Genomic DNA, 22,958 nt, shown 5'->3' with positions numbered 1-22,958 from the left:
GTAGTGGCGGGGTCGGCGGCGTCCGCAGCAGCAACATCCGCGGCGGCCGCAACGCCATGGCCGGCGGCAACCTCCCGGGCGTCAGCAGCGTCGTAGGCAGCAGCAGCGTCGTCGGCATCGGCAACGCCACCCGCGCCGATCTCCTCACCCGTGGCGATCTCCAGGCTGACAGCGGCTTCCCCGCCCGCGGCAGCATCCCCGCTCACAGCCGCATCGTCGTTCGCGGCTTCGCCGCCGGAACCGGCCTCGCCATTTCCGGTCGGCTGAGTTGGCGCAGTGGCCTCGTCATGGCTGGCGGCAGACCGCACCGTTTCGAGAGCACTGCTCTCAGTCGAGAGCCCCGCTTCTTTCGTTGGCTCGGCGACACGATCGAGAGCACTGCTCTCCTCTGTGAGCGCCGATGGTGAACCGAGAGCGCCGCTCCCGGCTTGGGGCGCCGTCTTCGCGTCACGAGCGGCGCTCTCCTCAGCGAGCGTTGTATCCGAATCGAGAGCGCTGCTCTCCGAAGGAAGCGCCGCTTCCGAGCCCGGAACTCCGCTCCTGGCAGAGAGCGCCCCCGAACCGGGAACTCCGCCCTCCACGGCGAGCTCTGTTTCCGAATCGAGAGAGCCGCTCTCCCCAGCGAGCGCTGACTCCGATACGAGAGCACCGCTCTCGACAAGAAGCGCCGCTTCCGAATCGGGAACTCCGCCCTCAGGAGGGAGCACTGCTTCCGAAACGAGACCACCGCTCTCGTTAGGGAGCGCTGCCTCCGAATCGGAAGCTGCGCTCTCGGCCGAGTGCGCAGCTTCCGATTCTGGCGCGCCGCTCTTCGCCGGAGCCGTCGCCTCGCGCGCGGCTTCCGACTCCTCGGCGCGGGGCTCGTCCGCCTTCGCCCGAACCGGACGCGCCTCAGCACGAGCCGCCGACGCCTCCTCACTCCGCGCCGGCTCCTCAGACCCCACCGACTCGTCCTCGCGCGCCATCGGCCCGCCCGCACGAGCCACCGATCCACCCTCGCGGCGCGCGCCCGACTCCTCCCCGCGACGCTCGTCCGGCTCCGCACGCCGAGCCCCCGCCTCGACGCCACCGATCTCGTCCAGGTCGACGACCCGTTGTTCCTCCTCGGGGTTCACCCGTACTCCTCTTCCTCGACGCGGGCCCGGTCCTGCTCGGCCTCCTCGGCCGCTTCCGCCGGGGATCCGCCTGTCCACCGCACGCTCAGCGCGCCCAGCGCCTCCAGCTGCTCAAACTGCACCGACGACTCCCGGTACAGCTCGAGTAGCGCGAGGAACCTCGCGACGACCTCGATGGTGTGGTCGCAGTCGGATACGAGCTCCGCGAACGTCGCCGTCCCGGCCGCGGCCAACCGCAATCGCAGCAACGCCGCGTGCTCGCGCACCGACACGCGGCCCATGTGCAGGTGGTCCAGCGAAACCGTCGGCGGTGGCTTCGGCCGGAACACCGCGAGCGCGACCTCCCGGAACTTCTCCGGGCTCACCCCCAGCATGACCTCCGGCAGCAACCCGAGGTACCGCTCCTCCAACGCCACCGACCGTGGATACCGCCGCAGCGCCCCGGCTTCCAGTTCCGAGAACAACTCCGCGACCTGCTTGTACGCCCGATACTGCAGCACCCGCGCGAACAGCAGATCGCGCGCCTCCAGCAAGGCGAGATCGTCCTCGTCCTCGACCTCGGCCGCCGGCAACAGGCGCGCGGCCTTCAAATCCAGCAACGTCGCCGCGACGACGAGAAACTCCGTGGTCTCGTCGAGATCCCACGCCGGCCCCAACGCCCTGGTGTAGGCGATGAAATCGTCCGTGACCCGGTGCAGCGCCACCTCGGTGACATCGAGCTGGTGCTCCGAAATCAACTGCAGCAACAGATCGAAGGGCCCCTCGAAGTTCGCCAAGTGCACCTTGAACTTCGAGGAGGCACCCTCCTCGCTCGCGGGCTCCGACTGAGGAGCCTCAGCCGGTTCCCGTGTGGTCACGACCCGGCGACTTCTTCGGGGTCGAGTTCATGCGCGCGCAACCGCTGCACGAGCACCGAGTCCGGCCCGTGCTGCTCGAAGTCCGCCAGCAGCACCGCGACCGCCTCACGCACCAGCCGGCCGCGGTCGATGACCAGGCCGTGCTGGGCCCGCAACGCGAGCCGCGCCTGCTCCATCGCGACGAGCTCGTCACCCGAGACGTACACGGTGATCTTCGAATCGTGCTTCTGCCGGCCGGAACCACGCCGGGCCGCGCCCGTGCGCTCCAGCCGCCCCCGCTCGTCGGCCGGTTTCGGCACCTCGACGGGCGGGACGGGTTCGAGTGCGGGACTGCTGGTCAGGCGGAAAAGTTCCGACGCGCCGGGCAGGGAGGCTCGCCTGCTCACCGGGCGATCACCTCGCGGGCCAGCGAGCGATAAGCCATCGCGCCGGCGGATTTGGGGGCCCAGCGGGTGATCGGCTCCCCGGCCACAGTGGTCTCGGGGAACCGCACGGTGCGGTTGATGACCGTGTCGAACACGGTGTCACCGAAAGCCTCCACCACGCGCGCCATGACCTCTCTCGAGTGGAGGGTTCTGGGGTCGAACATGGTGGCCAGGATGCCGGTGATGTCCAGTTTGGGGTTCAAGCGCTCGCGTACCTTCTCGATCGTGTCGATCAACAAAGCCACGCCACGCAGGCTGAAGAACTCGCACTCCAGCGGGATGATCACGCCGTCCGCGGCGGTGAGCGCGTTCACCGTGAGCAACCCGAGCGATGGCTGGCAGTCCACGAGAACATAGTCGTAGCCGTCCATCACCGGTTGCAGCACCCGGAGCAACGTGTGCTCGCGGCCCACCTCGGCCACCAGCTGCACCTCGGCCGCCGACAGGTCGATGTTGCTCGGGAGCAGGTCCATCCCCTCGACGCTGGTCTTGCGCAGCACGTCGTCGGCGCTCACGGACCGTTCCATGATCGCGTTGTAGACCGTCTGCTCCAGCTCGTGCGGCTGCACGCCGAGACCCACCGAGAGCGCGCCCTGGGGGTCGAAGTCGACCAACAGCACCCGGCGCCCGTACTCCGCCAGCGCGGCACCGAGGTTGATCGTCGACGTCGTCTTGCCGACCCCGCCCTTCTGGTTGCACATCGCGAGCACGGTCGCCGGACCGTGCCTTTCCACCAGCGGCGGGTCCGGTATGTCCCGCCACGGTCTGCCGGTGGGGCCCAGCTGGGCCTTGTCCACCTTGCCGGGCTGCACGGCCGTGTCCACAGCCTCGGGCTCCCCCTCTGTCGCGATGGTCAGCTCAAGTTTCGCGGCGGCCGACAGAAAAGACCCCGTCGTGGCTTCTTCAGCCTGTGGCTGCTCTGTCGACATGGCGCGAAAACTCCTCGTTCGACGGGTCGGCGAAAGCCTATTGCGCCCGGCGTATGTCGCCAAAGCGGCTCGCCGATCGCTAACCCAGCGCCCGGGGATGGGCCGTAGCATATATCTCACGGAGCGTGTTCACCGTGACGAGGGTGTAGACCTGGGTCGTGGTCACCGAAGCGTGCCCGAGCAGCTCTTGGACCACTCGGACGTCGGCGCCGCCTTCCAGCAGGTGGGTGGCAAACGAGTGACGCAGCGTGTGCGGGGAGACGCTGGCGGAGATACCGGCGCGCTCGGCGCTGACCTTGAGCACCTGCCACGCGCTCTGCCGCGACAGCCGGGTGCCGCGGGCGTTGAGGAACAACGCAGCGGTGCCCCGGCCGCGCGCGGCGAGCACGGGCCGGGCGCGCACCAGGTACGCCTCGACGGCTTCGACGGCCGGTTTGCCGATCGGTACCAGGCGCTGTTTGCCGCCCTTGCCGTCGAGCAGGACGGTGCGCTCGCCGCGGTCGATGTCGTCGAGGTCCAGGCCGACGGCTTCGGAGATCCGGGCGCCGGTGGAGTACAGCAGCTCCAGCAGCGCCCGGTCCCGCAGCGGCCGTTCCCCATCGGTCGCGGGCACGTCCAGCAGGCGCAGCACCTCGTCGACCGGCAGCGCCTTCGGCAGCCGTTTCGCCGGTGCGGGCGGGCGGACCTCGCGTGCCGGGTCGTCGTCGGTGAGGCCGTCGACATGCGCGAACCGGTGCAGCCCGCGGACCGCGACGAGCGCGCGGGCGGCCGAGGATGCGGCCAGCGGCGGATGCTCGTCGTCGCCTTCACGCAGAGCCGCGCCGAACGCGGTGACCTGGGCTTCGGTGACCCGGCGGAAGTCGGTCACGCCGGCGCGCCCGAGATATTCGGCGTAGCGCCGGAGATCCCGGGCATAGCTGTCGAGAGTGTTGCGGGCGGTGCCCCGCTCGACCGCCAGATGATCCAGATAGGCCGTGATCACCTGCGTCACCGGGATACCGCCCGCGTTCGCCACGGCGGACACCCTAGCCCTGTCCGCAACTCCACGGGAGTGCACTTCGCACGCCGGCAACGCGCAACTCGCACACCGGCAACGCGCAACTCGCACGACACCAACGCGCAACTCGCGGGTTCCGCGCGAGTTGTACGTTCCGGGTGCGCGAGTCGTACGTTCCGGGGGCGCGAGTTGCGCGTTCCGGGTGCGCGAGTCGTACGTTCCGGGGGCGCGAGTTGCGCGTTCCGGGTGCGCGAGTTGTGTGTTCAGCGCGTTCGGGTGGCGAACGTCCGCGGCCGGTCGCGCCATTCGGCGTCGGCGGGACGGGACTCGCCCGCACCCGACAGCACCGTGTGCGCGGCAAGCACCCCGGCGACGGTCGCGCCGTTGACCAGTTCACCGGCCAGCGCCATCCGGACCGCCTCGGCGAGCGGAACCTTGCGCACCACCAGATCCGCTTCCTCGTCGTCGTGCCCGAGCTCGGTTCGGTCCACTTCGGACACATCGCGGGCGAGGAACACCCGCACGACCTCGTCGGTGAACCCGGGCGAGGCCGCGACGTCGACGAGTGTCTCCCACCGGCGCGCGACCAGCCCCGCCTCCTCGACCAGTTCACGCCGTGCCGCGTCGACGGGGCTTTCCCCTTCCGCGTCAAGCAATCCGGCCGGCAGCTCCCAGATCCGCCGCCCGAGCGGATGCCGGTACTGGTGGATCAACGTGATCTCGCCGTGGTCGTCCACGGCCGCGATCGCGACGGCACCCATGTGCTCGACGACCTCACGCTTGGCCACGGAGCCACCGGGCATCCGGACTTCGTCCACCCTCAGCCCGACCACGCGTCCGATGTGGACGTCCTTAGTGGACACCACGGCGAACTCGTGTTCTCCCGGCGCCATCAGCGCACCCCGGTGGGTTCGGGCAGCTCGACCGGCAGCCGGTCCGCGGTCCGGTACTTCACCGCCGCCGCGACGAACGCGTCGAACAGCGGGTGCGGCCGGGTCGGGCGGCTCTTGAGTTCCGGATGCGCCTGAGTGCCGACGAAGAACGGGTGCACATCCGCCGGCAGCTCGACGAACTCGACCAGCCGGTCGTCCGGCGAAGTCCCGGAGAACACCAGGCCCGCGTCGGAAAGCCGGTCGCGGTAAAGGTTGTTGACCTCGTAGCGGTGCCGGTGCCGCTCGGACACCTCCGTGGTGCCGTAGGCATTCGCGACCTGTGTGCCGGGCTTGAGTTTCGCCGGGTACGCACCGAGCCGCATCGTGCCGCCCATGTCCCGTTCGCCCGCGATGACGTCTTTCTGCTCGGCCATCGTGGAGATCACCGGGTGCTCGGTGGCCTCGTCGAACTCGGCCGAGTTGGCATCGGAAATCCCGGCGAGGTTGCGCGCGGTCTCGATCACCATGCACTGCAATCCCAGGCATAGCCCCAGTACGGGAATCCCGCGCGTGCGCGCATAGTTGATCGCGCCAATCTTGCCTTCGATCCCGCGCACGCCGAACCCGCCCGGCACCAGCACACCATCCACTTCGGACAGTGCCTGGGCGGCGCCCGCCGGGGTGGTCGCGCGGTCGGAGGCGACCCACACGATCTCCACCTTGGCGCGGTGGGCGAATCCGCCCGCACGCAACGCCTCGGTCACCGACAGGTACGCGTCGGGCAGGTCGATGTACTTGCCCACCAACGCGATCCGGACGGTCTCGGCCGGATTGTGCACCCGATCGAGCAGGTTGCCCCACACCGTCCAGTCGACGTCACGGAACGGCAGATCCAGCCGCCGCACGACATACGCGTCGAGCGCCTCGCCGTGCAGCACCCGGGGGATGTCGTAAATGGACGCCGCGTCCGGGCAGGCGATGACAGCCTCGGTGTCCACATCGCACATCAGCCCGATCTTGCGCTTGAGATCGTCGGGCAGCTCACGGTCGGCGCGGCAGACGAGCGCGTCGGGCTGGATGCCGATATTGCGCAGCGCCGCCACGGAATGCTGGGTGGGCTTGGTTTTCAGCTCGCCGGATGGCGCGAGGTAGGGCACCAGCGACACGTGCAGGAAGAAGCAGTTGTCCCGGCCGATCTCGTGCCGCACCTGGCGGCAGGCCTCGAGGAACGGCAGGGACTCGATGTCCCCGACCGTGCCGCCCACCTCGGTGATCACGACGTCCGGGCGCCGGCCCGTCCCGTCCCCGGAGGCCACAGCCATGATCCGCCGCTTGATCTCGTCGGTGATGTGCGGGATGACCTGGACGGTGTCGCCGAGGTACTCACCGCGCCGTTCCTTGGCGATGACCTCGGAGTAGACCTGGCCGGTCGTGACGTTGGCCGAGCCGGACAGGTCGCGGTCGAGGAACCGCTCGTAGTGCCCGATGTCGAGGTCGGTCTCGGCCCCGTCCTCGGTCACGAAGACCTCGCCGTGCTGGAAGGGGTTCATGGTGCCCGGATCCACGTTCAGATACGGGTCGAGTTTCTGCATCGTGACCCGAAGGCCACGCGCGGTAAGGAGCTGGCCCAGGCTCGAGGCCGTGAGTCCCTTACCCAATGAGGAGGCGACGCCTCCGGTGACAAAGACGTACTTGGCGGTGCGCGGCTGAAGTCCCACGGGCCTCCACCTTATCGCACGGGGACCTGGACGCGTCCCGGCCACGCCGACATAGTTCGATGGGAGGCGGCACCGAACCGCCGAAGAGGAGAGTCAGCCTTGCCGGGAACCACCGCGAGCCCCTGGTCCGCACCCACCGCGTCCGGTGCGCTGGACGCGACTGTCCGCGTCCCGGGTTCGAAGTCGATCACGAACCGCGCTTACGTCCTCGCCGCGTTGTCGCGGCAACCGACGCTGGTCCGCAAACCGCTGGACTCACGCGACGCGCGGCTCATGCTGGGCGCGCTGACGGCCCTGGGCGGTTCGGCCGACGCCCGCGATGACGACGTGCTGATCCAGCCGCTTCGCCCCCAGGGAACGGAGCCGGTGCAGGTCGCGCTGGGCAATGCCGGCACGGTCGCCCGATTCACCCCGGCGCTCGCCGGGCTGGGTTCGCGCGCGGTGCTGTTCGACGGTGACGAAGCGATCCGCCGCCGTCCCATCGCGCCGCTGCTGCGAGCGCTGACGGACCTGGGCGTGGAGATCGACGACGAGGGCCGCGGTGCGCCGCCGTTCACCGTGCGGGGACACGGCGGGATCACCGGCGGCAAGGTCGAACTGGATTCCAGCGCGTCGAGCCAGTTTTTGTCCGCGCTGCTGCTCGCCGGGCCGTCGTTCGCCTCGGGCGTCACGGTACGGCTGGTCGGGGACGCGCCGCCGAGCGAACCCCATATCGCGATGACCCTGGATCTGTTGCGCCGGTTCGGTGCCGCGCCGGAGCGTTCCGGACCTGAATTCCATGTCCCCGCAACGAGTTTGAGCCTCGCCGAGTACGCGGTCGAGCCGGATCTGTCCACGGCGGCGCCGTTCGCGGTGGCCGCGGCGGTCGCGGGCGGCACGATCCGGATCGAGGGCTGGCCGGAGCACACAACGCAGCCGGGTGACTGGCTGCGGAGCCTGCTCACCGAACTCGGGCAGCGGGCCGAACTCGACGCCACGGGGCTCACGATCACCGGGACGGGTGAGATTCCCGGTGCCCGGCTGGATCTGCACGAGGTCGGCGAGCTGACCCCGGTCGTCGCCGCGCTGCTGTGTTTCGCGGACGGGCCTTCGGTCATCTCCGGCGTGGCGCACCTGCGCGGGCACGAGACCGACCGGCTGGCCGCACTCGCCACGGAGCTGTCGGCGCTCGGCGCCGGGGTGACCGAGACCGAGGACGGGCTGGCGATCACGCCGGCCCCGATGCACCGCGGGCTGTTCCACACCTACGACGACCACCGGCTGGTGATGGCGGCCGCCGTGCTGGCGCTGCGCATCCCCGGGGTCGAGGTGGAAAACCCCGCGACGGTGGGCAAGACGTTCCCGGGGTTCACCGCGACCTGGCAGTCCATGGTCGGCGAAAACGCTTGATACGAAAGGGAATGGGCATGGCGGATCGCGTCTTCCGGTTCGGTTTGGTCGCGGCTCCTCAGGAAGGGAGGCAAGCCTGGACGGCGCTCGCGCGGCGCGCGGAGGAACTGGGGTTCTCGACGCTCCTCGCTCCGGACGGTCCCGGCCTGGCGCCGTCGTTCGCGGCGCTGGCGGCCGCGGCGGCGGTCACCGAGCGGCTGCGGGTCGGCACCTTCGTCCTCAACACCCCGCTGCGCACGCCGGGAACCATCGCGTGGGAGGCGGCGGGGCTCGACCGGCTGTCCGACGGCAGGCTGGAGCTGGGCCTGGGAGCCGGGCGGGGCGACGCGGGGCCGGGCGCGGAACTGGTCGGCGCACCCTGGGGTTCGGCGGGTGAGCGGGTGCGGCAGGTCGGCGAGGCGATCGACGCGGTCGACCGGTTGTTCGCGGACGGCTCGTTCACGCCGGTCCAGCAGCCACGCCCACCGATCATGGTCGCGGGCGGCGGCGAGAAGCTGCTGACGATCGCGGCCCAGCGGGCGGACATCGTCGCGGTGCACGGTGACGGCAGCGAGAGCGGCCTCAGCGAGAAGGTGCGGCTGGTCCAGGACGTGGCCGGCGCCCGGTTCGACGACCTCGAGCTGAGCGTGAACATCTTCCACATCGGCGACGGCGAGGTCGCGCCATGGGTGCGCATGTTCGGCATCGACCCGGCCCGCACCAGCAAGAACCAGCACATCTCGGTACTGACCGGCGACACGACAACGGTGATCGACACGCTGAAACGCCGCCGGGACGAATTCGGCATCTCGTACATCACGATCAACGCGGTGGCGCTGGAGCAGGCCATCCCGGTCGTGGATGCTCTCGCCGGCACCTGACTTCAGTGTTCGAGGGGCACTACTCGAAATACGAAATGGACCGGCACTCGATGCTGTGCCGGGGCGCGGTCGCTTGAGCCGTGTTGTCGCGGAAAGCGGTGTGCGGCACCCGCCAGGCAACCGATTGGTCACTGTCGTTCAATTTGAAGAAAAGAATCTCGTCGCGGGTCATGTCCGGGAAATACCACCACTGATGCCCCGGGTTGTGGTGGAATTCGAAACCATTGGCTCCCGGCGTCGTCTCGGGCATTTCCGCGTACAGGTCATCGGGCATTTCACCGATGCAGTACAGCCGGTTGTCCAGCCCTTCTTCGGACTTCACGCTGGTGTAGTCACACAACGCCAGCGGCCAGTCCTGCGGAGGCGGGCTGAACACGCGCCACACGCTGGTGATGATCGCCCGCCGGTAACCTGGTCCGTCGGGAAAGCGGGCCTGGTACATGCTCTCGGCCGCCCGGCGCCCACCGATCACCGAGTAGTCGTCGTGGACCAATGCCCCGACCGGTTGCGAGGAATTCTCGGCCGGATCCACGGACCGCCGCAGCATCCAGCTCATGGTGACTACGCGGTCCGCTCCGAGGGAGGACTTGAGAAACTCGTCGACCTCCGCGACGTAAACGCGGTCGACTTCCTCCCGGTCGGTGAAGTCAGCCACCGCAGAACGATGCTGGGCGAGCACAAAACCGTTGCGGTCGAGGGAAAACGGAGTCTCGGCCAGGCGGGCGTTGCGGATGGGCATCACGTGCTTGTCGTAAGTGCCGGTATTGACGCTGTGGCCCGGCACGGTGAAACGACGCAGTACCGTGGATTCGGGCGCCAGGTAACTCAATTCACTTTCAACGGCCGGCGAAGTCAAGGTGCACCTCCACGCAGGGATCGTCGTGAACGCTGCTCGACAGGTTGCCGGCGGGCAAGTCTTCGCCGGCAGAAACGGCACGTCAGTCAGGGCAAATTGCCCGTTCGCCACGAGATGGCCCTGGTTGCTTTACATCGCCCACCCAGGGAGCGAACACTGGCCGGTTCGACAATCAGAGCAACCGCAACTGCGTCTCCCGGGGCCGGCCGCGTGGGACGGCGTCACCGATTCGTTCGACATCCGCGGAAATGTCCGTCAGGAACCGCGAACGAGCGACCGCGCGGCCCCAGCGCTCGGCCGCGTGGCTGAGGTACAGGTGCCGCTGCGCGCGGGTGATCCCGACGAACAACAACCGCCGTTCTTCGGCCAGTTCCTCCTCGGCCGGCTCGGCGCCGGGCCAGCGCAACGGCAGCAACCCGTCCTCGCAGCCGACGACGAACACGACCGGGAACTCCAGCCCCTTCGCCGCGTGCAGCGTCAGCAGCGAAATCCGGTCGGCCCGCGGGTCCCACGTGTCCACCTCGACGCCCAGGGACAGCTCGGTCCGGAACTGCGCCAGATCAGCACAGCGCAGCGCCAGCGGCTTCAGCAACTCCACAGCCGTGTGCACCAAAGGCTCGTCGACGCCACGGGCGAGCACCGTGTCCGCGGCGTGCCGGACCCGCTCCGCCACCGTCGTGCCCGCGCCGGGATGGGCGAGCTCGGCGACGATCTCCTCGACACCGGAGCGGTCCGAGAGCCGGTCGTGGGAACGCTTCTGCACCGGCAATCCGGCCTGCGCGAACGCGTCGAGCAGCGCCCGTGCCTGCCGGTCCGTCCGGTAGAGCACGGCGAAATCCGAAAAACCCAGCCCCTGCGTGCCATCGGAGTTCACGCGCCCGCTGTCGAGCGAATGGAACGACGAGCCACCCAGCAGCTGGTCGATCGTGCGGGCGACGAACGCCGCCTCCGCCCGCCCGTCCGCCGCCTGGTGCACCCCGACGAGCGCGTCGCCGTGCTCGCCGAGCGGCCGCAGTTCCCGTCCCGGCACGAGCGTCCCTGGCGCGATGGCCTGCAGCGCCGCGCCGAGGATATGCGGGTTGGACCGGTAGTTACGGGTCAGCTGCACCGTGCGCGCCGGCGCGAAATCCTCTTGGAACCGCAGGAAAAACCCGACGTCCGCACCGCGGAACCGGTAGATGGCCTGGTCCGGGTCGCCGATCGCGGTGAGGTTCCCTTCGCGCGGCGCGAGCAGGCGCAGCAGCCGGTACTGCTGCTCGTCGACGTCCTGGTACTCGTCGACGCTGATCCACCGGTACCGCTCGCGATACGCGGCGGCCAGCTCGGGCTCGGCGTCCAGTAACGCGACCGGCATCTCGACCAGATCATCGAAATCGACAAGATCGTGCTGCCGCAAGGCTTTCGTGTACCGCTCGGCCAGCTCGTCGACGTTACCGGTGCGGCGGTTGCGGGAGAGCTCGGCAAGCGCGCGCCGGTCGGCTTCCCCGGTGACCTCCGCGAGGATCTCGAGCTGCCGGGTCTGATCGGCGATACCGAAATCCGCGCTCAGCCCCGCGCGCTCGTGTTGTTCGCGCAGGATCCGCACGCCGAGCGAGTGGAACGTCGCGATCGTCAGCTTCGCCGCGTGTCCGGGCACGAGCGCCGCCAGCCGTTCCACCATTTCCTCGGCCGCGCGGCGGGTGAACGTGATCGCCAAGCACTGCTCCGGCGGAATGTCGCGTTCGGACACCAGATGCGCGATGCGGTGGGTCAGCGTCCGGGTTTTGCCGGTGCCAGGGCCGGCGATGATCAGCAGTGGACCACCGCCGCTTCCCGCGGCCTCCCGCTGGTCGGGGTCGAGCCCATCCAGCAGTGAGCCGGTTACTGGTTTCGGTTGCGGGGCAACGGTTTCCACCACCGGGGCGGGTACGGCAACGGCTTTCCGCACCGGTTTCCCGGGTTCCGTGGCGCCGGCGAACAGGCCGTCGTCGAAGAGCCCGATTGTCGTGGACCGCTTGAGTTCCGCGGGGTCGAACAACCGGATCACGCCGTACTCGCCGTCGTATCCGGCTTCGCGGATCACATCGCCGCGTCGCAGCCGGCGGACGGCCTCGCCCAGCAACGGCGAACGCGTTTCGAGGTCCTCGGCTGGTACGTCGCGCAGGATCGACAGCTCGGGCCCGAAGGCCGCGGTGAGTTTGTCGATCTCGCCGAGCACCTTCTTGCTTTTCGGCCCCACACCGAGGATTTCGCTCATGATCTCCGGTAGCGGCACCAGGCTGGTGAACTCGGCGGCCCCCGCGGGACGCACCGCTTCGGCGCGGTCGGCGAGGTCCTCGACCCGGCTGAGCACGCCCACGGTCAACGGTTTTCCGCATTCGGGGCACCGTCCGCCGTGCGCGCGGGTCTCCTCCGGTTCGAGCCGGACACCGCATTTGCGGTGCCCGTCCACGTGATACTTGCCCTCCTCGGGGAAGAACTCGAGAGACCCGGCGTGCCCCCGCCCGGTTTCCAGCGCCCGCTTGATCGCGAAATAGTCCAGACCGGTGTCGAACAACGTCGCTTCGCGCCCCAGCATCGGCGGCGAATGCGCGTCGGAATTGCTGACGAGGCGATACTTGTCGAGGGCGCTGATCTTCCAGTTCATCTCGGGATCGCTCGACAGGCCGGTTTCCAGCGCGAAGACGTGCTCGGCCAGATCGGCGTAGCAGTCGTCGATCGCGTCGAACCCCGATTTCGAGCCGAGCACGGCGAACCACGGCGTCCACACATGCGCCGGCACCAGATACGACCCTGGCCCGCTTTCCAGCGTGATCTCCAGCAGGTCCCGCGAATCCAGGCCGAGAATCGGCCGCCCGTCGGACCCGAGATTGCCGATCCGGCCGAGCCGCTGGTTGACCTTCTCGGCCGCCTCGAAGTCCGGCACGTAAAGCAGGTGGTGCACCTTCCGGGTGCGCTCGGCTCGCTTGTAGATCGTGGAGATCTCGACCGAGAGCATGAACCGCACCTCGGGCCCGGCGCAGGCAGGCGGCAGCCGGCGCCGGATGTCGGCGTCGAGGTCCTCACGCAGGCGGTACAGACCGGGCTCGGCCGGCACCAGGTTCTCCCGCAGGTGCTCGAACCAGGCCGGATGGGTGAAATCCCCGGTGCCGACGACGGTGATGCCCTTGCGGCGCGCCCACCAGGTCAGATGTTCGAGATCGCAATCCTTGCTGCACGCGCGGGAGTACTTGGAGTGGATGTGCAGGTCGGCAACAAAACGCACCCGCGGCATCTTGCCAGAAAGCGCTTTCCCGCAGCGCGGCGGTCCGCGATTCGTGGCCCCCGGCGGGCCACCGCACTCAGCTGCCGGTCGCCGCGACCCCCGGCGCGGGTGCCTGCGCGTTCCCCGCGATGCCATACCTGCCGACGCCGCCGTCGAGTTGCTCGCGCAGGGCCAGCACGGTCGCGATCCGGCCCGCGGCCGAGTTCACGTCGTCCACAGTGGAAAGAATCGAGGTCGAGGACGTGTCGGCGCGGACGACGCCGATCGCACCCGTGCCTTCGGCCGACGACGGGTCACCGGCGAGCACGGCACCGGCGCCCGACCGGTCGAGCTGTGCGGCGAACCGCGCCAGCGTCGCGGCCTTGTCCCCCGCCCCGTCACCGGTCGCCTGTCCGCTGGTGAGCACGACCGCGAGCTGCCCGGGGCCGATACTGGGGCTCGGCTTGACGAAACCCCCGTCGGAAAGGCCACCGATCGCCGCGGCCAGCTCGTCCGTTGTGGACTGTGGTTTCGCGGTGTCCTTGTTGAGCATCAACACCGAACCGACGAGCGCACCGGCGAGGGTGCCCGGGTCACCGGCGGTCGGGAAGGTGGACCCGGCCGGTTGCAGGCGCGTCACCAGTTGGCGCAGCTGGTCGGCTTTCGCCGGGTCCACAAAGGACGAAGTCAGCTGCAGCTCGCCGGTCACGGTCGCCCCGGCCTGCCCGATCAGCTGCTTGAGCGCGTCCCGGTCGGCCGGTTTCGCGTCCTCGGTGGTGATCACGATGACCGAACGCTGCGCGAGCGCCCCGGCCACGACCTTGGGGCCCGTCCCGCCCGCGAACGCGTCGGCGTCGGCGAGCCGCGCGTTGAGCTGGTTGCGCTGGGCCTGCAGATCGGAGACCTGGCTGGCCAGCTCGCCCTTCTCATTCGACAGCCCGGACAGCAGCGAACCGGACAGCGCCGTCGAGCCGAGCACCACCCCGATCGCCAGCGCGAGGAACACCGACGCGATGGAAACGATGTGGTACCGCAGAGAAATCACGTGAAAAGCCCCTTGACCCAGCCGGTGAACGAATTCCAGGTTGCGCGAATCCAGTCGAGATACACGGTGCCGACGTCCGACATCAGCAACGCGACGGCGACCACCACGAGCGCGGCGAGTACGAGCAGCACCACCGCGCCGAGCGACACGCGGCTGCGGTGCAACGCGGCGACCGCCTTGCCGTCCACCAGTTTCGTACCGAGCTTGAGCCGGGTGAGGAAGGTGGACGGGTTGGAACCGGAGCGGCCGTGGTCGAGGAACTCGGCGAGCGTCGCCTGGAATCCGACGGTCACGACGAGACTCGCCTCGTGCGTGTCGGCGATCAGCAGCGCGAGGTCTTCGGAATTGCCCGACGCCGGGAAGGTGACCGCGCCGATGCCGAGGTCCTGAATCCGCGTGACACCGGGCGCGTGCCCGTCGGGCTGCGCCGGTACGACGACCTCAGCGCCCGATTTCAGCGTCTCGGCGTCGATCCCACTCGGGTCACCGACGATGATGTCCGGGGTGTAGCGCAGCTCGCGCAGCGTGTCCGCACCACCGTCCACACCGACGAGGACGGGCCGGTGCTCGGCGATGTACTTCCGCAGCGCCCGCAGATCGGCCACATGCCCCTTGCCGGGCGCGACGACGAGGACATGCCTGTCCCGCAACGGAACCCGCACGTCGGGCACGCCGACGCCGTCGAGAATCAGCGTGCGCTCACGGCGCAGGAACTCGATCGTGTTGGCGGAGAAGGCTTCCAGCTGGGTCGACATCCCGGCCTTGGCCTCGATCATCTGGTCGGCGATGCTTTCGCGGGTCTGCTCGGTACCTGAGGCGACCTGCCGCTCGCCGACGTAGAGGACACCGTCGTGCAGGCGCACCTTCGTGCCGTCCTTGAGCCGCCGCAGCACTTCCCCGCCGGTGCCGTCGACCAGCGGGATCCCGGCGCCGACGACCACTTCGGGCCCCAGATTGGGAAACCGACCGGAGATCGACGGCGAGGCATTGATCACGGCGGCGACCTCGGCCTCCACCAGCGCATCGGCCGTCGCGCGATCGAGATCGAGCTGGTCGAGAACGACGATGTCACCGGGACTGATCCGGCGCAGCAGCTCCCGGGTACGCCGGTCCACCCGGGCCACGCCGGTGATTCCGGGCAGGTTCTCGGTGTTCCGCGTGAGCAGTCCGGTGAGCTTCATGCCCACGATAGTGACAAAAGGAAACGCGATGACGCGGACAACACGCCGTACCCGGCCGGCCCGTTTCCGCTGGCAGCGGGAAGGCCACAAAGGACGTTACGGTTTTTTCCGCTTCCCGCTCTTCTTCCGGGTGCCGGCGGCCTTGTCCGCCTCCGCGACGGCGAGCAGTTCCTCGGCATGCGCCCGCCCGGTCTCGGTGCCGTCCATACCGGCCAGCATCCGCGCCAGCTCCTGCACCCGCTCGGACTGTTCGAGCGTCTTCACGCCGCTGCGGGTCACGCCCTCCGCGGTGCCCTTGTCCACCACGAGATGCCGGTCGGCGAACGCCGCGACCTGCGGCAGGTGAGTCACCACCAGAACCTGGTGGCTGCGGGCGAGGCGCGCGAGCCTGCGGCCGATCTCGACCGCCGCGCGGCCGCCGACCCCGGCGTCCACCTCGTCGAACACGAGCGTCTGCACGGTGTCCGCACCCGCGAGCACGACCTCGATCGCGAGCATCACGCGGGAGAGCTCGCCGCCGGACGCGGCCTTGTGCACGGGCAGCGGCGGCGCGGCCGAATGCGCTTTCAGCAGCAGTTCCACTTCGTCGATCCCGCTGCCGCCGGCGTGCACCAGCTCGTCACCGACACGCAGCGCCTGCTGGTCTCCGGGCTCGGCGACGCGGCGCCGGACCGTCACGTCGATCTGCGCCTGGCCCATCGCGAGCCCGGCCAGCTCCTGGGTGACCGCCGACGCCAGCTCCGCCGCGGCCGCTCCGCGCGCCTTCGACAACTCCTGCGCGTGCTCGGCGAGCTGCGCCGCGAGCTCGTCCCGGCGTGCGGCCAGCGCGGCCAGCGCCTCTTCGGAAGTATCCATTGTGGACAGACGAGCGCGAGCGTCCTCGGCCCAGGCAAGCACTCCGTCGATATCGGCCGCGTACTTGCGGGTCAGCTTCTTGAGCTCCGCCTGGCGGGCCAGCGCCTGCTCCAGCCGTTGCGGGTCGGCCTCCAGCCCGTCGAGATACCCGCCGAGCTCCGCGCCCACATCGGCGAGCAACACGGCGGCCTCGGCCAGCCGCGGCTCCAGGTCCCGCAACGCGGAATCCTCCGCGCCGGCCAGCCGCCGGCGCGCCTCCCCCACCAGGCCCAGCGCGCCCGGCGAGTCGGGATCCCCGTCCGCGGCACCGGAAACCACCTCGTGCGCGGCCGTCGCGGCGGCGCGCAGCTCGTCAGCCGCCGCCAGTCGTTTGATCTGCTCGGCGAGCTCGGTGTCCTCACCCGCCTGCGGGCCGACCGTCTCGATCTCGCCGAGGCCATGGCGCAGCAGATCCGCCTGCTGCGCGAGCTCGCGTGACCTGGTCTGCCGCTCCGTCAGCTCCGTGACCACCGACTGCCACTGCTCGCGGACCTCGCGGTAGCGCGCGAGCGGCGCGGCTACGGCGTCCCCGGCGGACCGGTCCAGCACATCCCGCTGCTCGGCGGGCCGCAGCAGGCGCAGCTGATCGTTCTGGCCGTGCACCGCCAGCAGCCGGTCCGCCAGATCCGACAGCACGCTGACCGGTACCGACCGCCCGCCGAGGTGCGCGCGGGAGCGGCCGTCCGAGTTGACCGACCGCATGGTGATCAGGCTGCCGTCCTCATCGGGCTCGCCGCCCGCGTCGGAGACGATCCGGGCCACGTGCTCGGCCAGCACCCCGTCGAACCGGCCTTCCACCACGGCCCGGCCGGACCCGTTGCGGACCTTCGACGCCTCGGCTCGCCCCCCGGACAGCAGGTGCAGCCCGGTGACGACCATGGTCTTGCCGGCACCCGTCTCGCCGGTGACCACCGTGAACCCCGGGTGCAGTTCGAGTACGGCGTCCTCGATCACTCCGAGGCCCTGGATATGCATCTCGGCCAGCACGGGCCCCACCGTAGCGGTAGGCACCGACATTATGCGACTGTGCCGAACCGACCGAAGGAGGCACAGTTCGATCAGGGGGCGTGTCGTTCTCGCCAACTCTTCACCGGCAACGAGAACTTGTGCACCAGCCGGTCGGTGAACGGACCAGGCCACAGGCGGGCGAGCCGCACCGGGACACGGCCGGCCACCACCTGCACCCGCGCGCCGTTGGGCAAGGCGACATGCCGCAACCCGTCGCAGGTGAGCACGGCGGGCGAGCCGTCCGGATCGACCCCGACATCGATCACCGAATGGCGTGAGACGACGAGCGGCCGGGCGAACATCGCGTGCGCGTTGCTCGGCACGACCAGCAACGCTTCGACGTCCGGCCAGATGATCGGACCGCCCGCGGAGAAGGCGTACGCGGTCGAACCGGTCGGCGTCGCACACAGCACACCGTCGCAGCCGAACGCCGACACCGGCCGTCCGTCCACCTCGATCAGCGCGTCGAGCACCCGTTCCCGGGAACTGCGCTCCACGCTGGCCTCGTTCAGTGCCCAGGTTTCGGCCATCACCTCGCCGGCCATGGTCACCGTGACGTCGAGGGTCATCCGTTCCTCGACGGTGTAGGCACACTCGACGATCCGGTGCACGGTTTCCTCGAGCGCGTCCGAATCGGCTTCGGTGAGGAACCCGACCCGGCCATGGTTGACCCCCAGCACCGGAACCCCGGCGGGACGGGCGATCTCGGCGGCACGCAGCAACGTCCCGTCACCGCCCAGCACAAGGACGAGCTCGGCGCCCTTGGCCGGGTTGTCCTGCGGCGCGACCATCGTGCACGGCGAGTCACCGATGAGCTCACGGACCTCTTCTTCGGTCACCCGCAGCCCGATGCCCGCGGCCGCGAACTTCTCGGCGACCGTGCGTGCCGCATCCCGGGTGGCGTTGCGGTCGGGGTGCACGACGAGCAGCACCTCGCGCTTTTCGTTCACTGTGGACCCTCTCCGACCGCCTTGCGTACCAACTGTTCCACATCGTCCACAGTGGACTCGTCACGGCGGAGCCAGGCGAAGTACTCGACGTTGCCGGACGGTCCCGGCAGTGGGCTCGCCACCACGCCGTGCAGGTGCAGGCCGAGTTCCCTTGCCCCGTCGAGGACTTCGAGCACGGCCTGGACACGCAACTCGGGGTCACGCACCACGCCCCCACTGCCGAGACGTTCCTTGCCGACCTCGAACTGCGGTTTGACCATCGGCACGAAATCGGCGTCCGGCAGCGCGCAGGCGATCAGCGCGGGCAACACAAGCCGCAGCGAGATGAAGGACAGATCGCCGACGACGAAGTCCACCGGACCGCCGAGCTGCTCGGGGGTGAGGGTGCGGACGTTCGTCTTGTCCAGCACCAGGACCCGGTCGTCGGTCTGCAGGCGCCAGTCGAGCAGCCCACGCCCGACGTCGGCGGCGACGATCTGCGCGGCCCCACGGCGGAGCAGGACATCGGTGAAGCCACCGGTGGAGGCACCGGCGTCGAGGCAGCGTTTTCCTTCGACGGTTACGGGAAGCGCGTCGAGCGCGCCGAGAAGCTTGTACGCGCCGCGGGAGGCCCAGCCGGGGTCATCGCCGGCGTGCACGACGATGGCGGCGTCGGCGTCCACCCCGGTGGCGGGTTTGCTGGCCACCATGCCGCGCACGGTCACCTTGCCGCCGGTGATGAGCGCGCTCGCCTGCTCGCGGGACCGGGCGAGGCCCCGGCGGACGAGTTCCGCGTCGAGGCGGGCCCTACGGGGCATCGGTCAAACCTTGTCGATGCTGGACAGGGCTGTGGTGAGCTGGGTGTGCACTGCGTCGAAACGCTCGACATGCTCCGCGAGGGGAAGCCGGCCGAGGTCGTCGAGACCGGCCACCGCCTCTTCGATCCCGGCTCGGGGGTCCGGCGGCGGGCCGGGCACAGGGTTTGGTTGGTGTTGCACGGTTCTCACCGTAATAGATAAGTCATGCAGAGGGTGTGAGCCCCAGCTTCCCGAGTGCCGTGGCTGTCCGATCGTCCTGCGGTGTCACGGCGGTGATACCGGACTGCCAGGCTTCGTGACAGAGCGCGCGGAGCAGGTCGTACGGATCCGAAGATCCCTTGCCGGTGGCAAGGAGCGTGTGGTCGCCGACGTCGATCTGCCAGCCCTTTTGGGGGCCGGGGGCGAGCTCCGAGGCCGGTTCGTTGAGCGCTTCGAGGGCGGCGGCGAGGTAGGTCGGCCGCTCGCTGGGTTTCGCGGCGAGCAGGTCGGCGGGGGTGGAAACGCCGGTGAGTACCAGCAGCGAATCGACGCCCGCGGTCACGGCCCCGGCGATGTCGGTGTCGAGGCGGTCGCCGATCGCGAGGGGTTTCGCCGCGCCGGCCGACTGGGTGGCGGTGTGGAACAGCGGCGCCTCGGGTTTCCCGGCGACGACCGGTTCGGCCCCGGTGGCGGTTTTGAGGACGGCGACCATCGAACCGTTGCCCGGCAGCAGGCCGCGCTCGGTGGGCAGGGTTGCGTCGACATTGCAGGCCACCCACAGGGCTCCGGCGCGGATGGCGAGGCACCCTTCGGCGAGGTGCTTCCAGCCGGTCTCGGTCCAGTGCCCCTGGACGACCGCGACCGCGCCGCCGGCCGCCCGTACTGGCTGCAGGCCGACAGCCGCGACCTCGTCCTCGAGGGACGGTGCACCGATGACGACGACCTTGGCCCCGCGCGGGACGCGGTCGGCGAGGACCTTGGCGGCGGCCTGGGCGCTGGTACTGACCTCGGCGGCGGTGGTGTCGATGTCCATCCCGCGCAAGGTATCCGCGACATCGCCCGGCGCGCGGGAGGCGTTGTTGGTGACGAAGCGGACGGCCGTCCCCGCCGCCCGCAGCCCCCGGATCACCTCGGCGACCCCGGGGATCGGCTCGGTGCCGTGGTAAACGGTGCCGTCGAGGTCGAACAGCATCACGTCATAGGCGGACGCGAGCACGTCCCGGTCAGTCGTCATCGGGCCGTCGGGTAGTGGTCGCGTCGCCTGCGTCGCGGGGATCGTGGGCAGAGGCTTTCTCGTCGGGATCGTCGGGGTTATCGGCCTGCGCCTCGCTGACTGGCTCCCGCTCGCCGGCCCCCGTCAGGCCAACCGCATCCTCCTCTTCGCGGAGGTCGGCGGTCCGCCCCTCGCTGAGCGGCTCTGCCTCGACGACCTGCTCGGACTTCTCGCCGACATCGGCGGCCTGCGTCCCGTCGAGGAGCTCCTGTTCGTCGAGGTCGTCCTCGAAGGTGCCGGGCGGGAGGTCGTCGTTCGAGAGGGCGGCCGCGCGGTCGGCGGCGTCGGTTTCCTCTTCGTTGTCGGCCTGGGCGGCGTTGAGGAACCATTCGATGGCCTCGTCACGGCGCCCCGCGGCGGCCAGGTTGTCCGCGTAGGCGTAGAAGAGCCGGGCGCTCCACGGGTCGCGCTTCGCCGCGTCGAGGTCCGGGCCTTGCAACGAAACGACAGCCGCGTCGAGTTGGCCCATGTCCCGCCGCGCGCCGGCGGCGACGATGCGCAGCTCGACCTCCACATCCCGGGGGAGCCGGCTGCCCGCGACCTCCTTGGCGAGGTCGAGCGCCCGCTCGGGACGCCCCATGGCCCGTTCGGCGTCCGCGATGACGGCGATGTGGGTGTCCGTCCTGGTCATCCGGCGGACGGCCCGCAGCTCGGACAGTGCCTCGGACCAGTGACCGGCGTGGTAGGACACCAGGCCTAGCGCCTCACGGACGATCGCGACCCGGGAGGCCTTCGTCTTCGCGTAGCGCGCGTGCTCGAGTGCGGCCTCGGGATCGGTGTCGATCAGGCCACCGGCCGCGACGAGGTGCTTGCCGACGGTTTCGGCCAGCCCCCTCGGCAACGTGCGCAGCTCGCGGCGGGCTTCCTCGTCGAGGTCCTCGAAGTTGATGTCCTCGGGCAGCTCAGGAGCCTCGAGAAGTTCCTTCGCCAGCGTGGCGTCATCGAGCGGCACCGCCGGCCTGGAACGCCGGGGCCCACTCGACCGGTCGAGCCGGTTCGCCTTGCCCTGTGGGCGGTTCCCCCGGCGGTCGCCCCCTGGGCGGTCGACGTTGTCGAAACGCCGTTCGCCATCACGGGGCCCGCGCTCGTCTTCACGATCGAACCGGCGGTCGTTCTGCGGCCGGTCGTGGCCGCGCTCCTCATCACGAGGCCCACCGAAACGGCGGTTGTCGTCGCGCGCCTCACCGAACTTACGGCCGTTGTCACGCGGCCCACCCGCGCGGCGGTCGTCGTCCCGCGATCCCCGGAATTCGCGGTCCTGGCGCGACCCGCCGAAGCGACGATCGTCGTCCCCGGGCCGGCCGAAGCCGCGGCTCTTGTCCCGCGATCCCCCAAACTGGCGGTCGCCATGCCCCCCACTGGAGCGGTGGTCGTCCTCGCGCGGCCCATCGAACCGGCGGTTGTCGTCACGGCGCCCGCCGGAACGGCGGTCGTCCTCGCGCGACCCACCAAACGCGCGGCCCTTGTCGCGTGGCCCGCCAAAGCTGCGGTCACCACCATGCGACCCACCGAAGTCACGGCCCTTGTCGCGCGACCCACCGAAGTTGCGGTCACCACCATGCGACCCGGCGGCGCTGCGGTTCCGGTCGTGCCCGCCGCCGAAGCGGCGGTCACCGTCGCGTGGGCCGCCAAAGGTGCGTGCCTTGTCCCGCGACCCGCCACGATCCTCGCCGCGCGGTCCACCAAAACGGCGATCCTCATCGCGTGGCCCGCGGAAGTTGCGGTCCCTGTCGCGCGCCCCGCCGGAGCGGCGGTCATCGTCGCGGGCCCTACCGAACTGGCGGTTGTCGTCGCGGCCTCCACCGAATCGGCGGTCGCCGTCACGCTGTCCCTTGAACGGGCGGTCGTGGTCACGCGGACTGTTGAAACGGCGGTCCCCGTCACGGGGGCCGTTGAAGCGACGGTTCTCGCCACGGTCATTGAACCGGCGGTCGCCGCCCCGGTTGTCGGCGCGGAAACCACCGCGATCGTCACGCCGGTCCTTGTGCCATGACGGGCGGTCATCACGCTTCGAGGACGGGTCCCGGCGGTCGTTCTTCCCCACCGGCCGTCCGCTTGAGCGGTCATCCCGGTTCTTCCAGCCAGGCCGATCGCCCCGCCGGTCGTCGAACTTTCCGCCACCTGCCTGGCTGTTCCCCCGTGAACCCGAGCGCCGGCCGTCGTCGTCACGCCAGCGCCCTTTCCCGCCGGATCGGTTGTCACGCGAGCCACCGGTGCTTCTACGGTCGTACTGTCCCGAACCACCGTTGCCGGACCCGCGCTTGTCACCACGCGGCGCGCCGGCCCGGCGCTTGTCGGGACCCGAGTCACGGCGTCGCGGGCGATCGGACGCGGCGTCGTCCTCTGAGTCGCGCCGTCCGAACTCCGCCACCTGTTCCTCCTTGGTCATGAAAAAAGTCTGAGTCGAACACACACAAAGGGCCCGCTAGGAGCAGCCAACTGGCTATCCTAGCGGGCCCTTCGGAAAAGAAGTTCGGCGGTGTCCTACTCTCCCACACCCTGGCGGGTGCAGTACCATCGGCGCTGGTGGGCTTAGCTTCCGGGTTCGGAAAGGGACCGGGCGTTTCCCCACCGCCAAAACCACCGAAAC

19 protein-coding genes and 1 rRNA gene are annotated in these 22,958 nt (G+C 69.8%); 2 read left to right on the top strand and 18 right to left on the bottom strand.

The genetic code is table 11. The features are described 5' to 3' along the window. The 7 genes from GKO32_RS35925 to pyrG form a co-directional block, all read right to left on the bottom strand. Positions 1–1,115: hypothetical protein (locus GKO32_RS35925; RefSeq protein ID WP_154761370.1), on the bottom strand; the 1,115-nt coding region annotated here is incomplete at its 3' end. Then, positions 1,112–1,972 (bottom strand): segregation and condensation protein A, encoded by an 861-nt coding sequence (locus GKO32_RS35920; protein WP_312869171.1) that lies wholly within the window; start codon positions 1,970–1,972, stop codon positions 1,112–1,114. The genes GKO32_RS35925 and GKO32_RS35920, both read right to left, overlap by 4 nt. Next, on the bottom strand, positions 1,969–2,358 hold the full coding sequence (locus GKO32_RS35915; RefSeq protein ID WP_312869170.1) for a cobyrinic acid a,c-diamide synthase: 390 nt from the start codon (positions 2,356–2,358) through the stop codon (positions 1,969–1,971). The genes GKO32_RS35920 and GKO32_RS35915 overlap by 4 nt, the downstream gene beginning before the upstream one ends. Then, positions 2,355–3,326: a ParA family protein gene (locus tag GKO32_RS35910; RefSeq protein WP_154761369.1), complete on the bottom strand. Its 972-nt coding sequence runs from the start codon at positions 3,324–3,326 to the stop codon at positions 2,355–2,357. The genes GKO32_RS35915 and GKO32_RS35910 overlap by 4 nt, the downstream gene beginning before the upstream one ends. Positions 3,327–3,405: 79 nt before the next feature. Further along, on the bottom strand, positions 3,406–4,308 hold the full coding sequence (gene xerD / locus GKO32_RS35905; protein WP_312869173.1) for a site-specific tyrosine recombinase XerD: 903 nt from the start codon (positions 4,306–4,308) through the stop codon (positions 3,406–3,408). A 278-nt stretch (positions 4,309–4,586) separates the two neighbouring features. Continuing rightward, the gene (locus GKO32_RS35900) at positions 4,587–5,219 is read right to left on the bottom strand and encodes an NUDIX domain-containing protein (RefSeq protein WP_154761373.1); all 633 of its coding nucleotides are present in this window, start codon (positions 5,217–5,219) and stop codon (positions 4,587–4,589) included. Next, positions 5,216–6,913, bottom strand: a complete 1,698-nt coding sequence (gene pyrG / locus GKO32_RS35895) for a CTP synthase (RefSeq protein WP_312869169.1) — start codon at positions 6,911–6,913, stop codon at positions 5,216–5,218. The genes GKO32_RS35900 and pyrG overlap by 4 nt, the downstream gene beginning before the upstream one ends. Before the next feature lie 99 nt (positions 6,914–7,012). Between pyrG and aroA the strand changes: the two genes are divergently transcribed. Both aroA and GKO32_RS35885 read left to right on the top strand, forming a co-directional pair. Next, complete coding sequence (gene aroA / locus GKO32_RS35890) at positions 7,013–8,302, top strand: 3-phosphoshikimate 1-carboxyvinyltransferase (protein WP_154761367.1); 1,290 nt, start codon at positions 7,013–7,015, stop codon at positions 8,300–8,302. Positions 8,303–8,319: 17 nt separating this feature from the next. Then, on the top strand, positions 8,320–9,162 hold the full coding sequence (locus tag GKO32_RS35885) for a TIGR03621 family F420-dependent LLM class oxidoreductase (protein WP_154761366.1): 843 nt from the start codon (positions 8,320–8,322) through the stop codon (positions 9,160–9,162). A 19-nt stretch (positions 9,163–9,181) separates the two neighbouring features. Here the strand turns inward: GKO32_RS35885 and GKO32_RS35880 are convergent, their stop codons facing one another. The 11 genes from GKO32_RS35880 to rrf all read right to left on the bottom strand — a co-directional run bounded on the left by GKO32_RS35880 (position 9,182) and on the right by rrf (position 22,956). Then, positions 9,182–10,129 (bottom strand): CmcJ/NvfI family oxidoreductase, encoded by a 948-nt coding sequence (locus GKO32_RS35880; protein ID WP_154761365.1) that lies wholly within the window; start codon positions 10,127–10,129, stop codon positions 9,182–9,184. 61 nt (positions 10,130–10,190) lie between these two features. Then, positions 10,191–13,271, bottom strand: coding sequence for a UvrD-helicase domain-containing protein (locus tag GKO32_RS35875; protein WP_154761364.1), 3,081 nt, complete (start codon positions 13,269–13,271; stop codon positions 10,191–10,193). Positions 13,272–13,338: 67 nt separating this feature from the next. Further along, on the bottom strand, positions 13,339–14,286 hold the full coding sequence (locus GKO32_RS35870) for a copper transporter (RefSeq protein WP_312869167.1): 948 nt from the start codon (positions 14,284–14,286) through the stop codon (positions 13,339–13,341). Then, a complete protein-coding gene (steA, locus tag GKO32_RS35865; protein WP_154761362.1) occupies positions 14,283–15,467 on the bottom strand; it encodes a putative cytokinetic ring protein SteA in 1,185 nt (394 codons plus the stop codon). Before steA ends, GKO32_RS35870 begins: the two co-directional genes overlap by 4 nt. A gap of 96 nt (positions 15,468–15,563) precedes the next feature. After that, complete coding sequence (gene recN, locus GKO32_RS35860; protein ID WP_312869172.1) at positions 15,564–17,348, bottom strand: DNA repair protein RecN; 1,785 nt, start codon at positions 17,346–17,348, stop codon at positions 15,564–15,566. A 71-nt stretch (positions 17,349–17,419) separates the two neighbouring features. Continuing rightward, entirely contained in the window at positions 17,420–18,319 is a 900-nt protein-coding gene (locus tag GKO32_RS35855; protein ID WP_312869166.1) for an NAD kinase, read from the bottom strand. After that, positions 18,316–19,116 carry a TlyA family RNA methyltransferase gene (locus tag GKO32_RS35850; protein WP_154761360.1) on the bottom strand — a complete coding sequence of 267 codons (801 nt, stop codon included), beginning with the start codon at positions 19,114–19,116 and terminating at the stop codon, positions 18,316–18,318. The genes GKO32_RS35855 and GKO32_RS35850 overlap by 4 nt, the downstream gene beginning before the upstream one ends. Before the next feature lie 3 nt (positions 19,117–19,119). After that, positions 19,120–19,296 carry a hypothetical protein gene (locus GKO32_RS35845; RefSeq protein ID WP_312869164.1) on the bottom strand — a complete coding sequence of 59 codons (177 nt, stop codon included), beginning with the start codon at positions 19,294–19,296 and terminating at the stop codon, positions 19,120–19,122. Between the two features lie 22 nt (positions 19,297–19,318). After that, positions 19,319–20,329, bottom strand: coding sequence for an HAD-IIA family hydrolase (locus GKO32_RS35840; RefSeq protein ID WP_154761358.1), 1,011 nt, complete (start codon positions 20,327–20,329; stop codon positions 19,319–19,321). Further along, complete coding sequence (locus tag GKO32_RS39570) at positions 20,319–22,757, bottom strand: hypothetical protein (protein WP_246245275.1); 2,439 nt, start codon at positions 22,755–22,757, stop codon at positions 20,319–20,321. The genes GKO32_RS35840 and GKO32_RS39570 overlap by 11 nt, the downstream gene beginning before the upstream one ends. 82 nt (positions 22,758–22,839) lie before the next feature. Beyond that, positions 22,840–22,956: ribosomal RNA gene (gene rrf / locus GKO32_RS35830) — 5S ribosomal RNA — on the bottom strand. Between the last annotated feature and the right edge of the window lie 2 nt (positions 22,957–22,958).

The organism is Amycolatopsis pithecellobii, assembly GCF_009707865.1.
GTDB classification, from domain to species: Bacteria; Actinomycetota; Actinomycetes; order Mycobacteriales; family Pseudonocardiaceae; genus Amycolatopsis_E; species Amycolatopsis_E pithecellobii.
The sequence above is the reverse complement of the archived record's forward strand: the minus strand, read 5'-3'. Positions and strand labels throughout refer to the sequence as shown.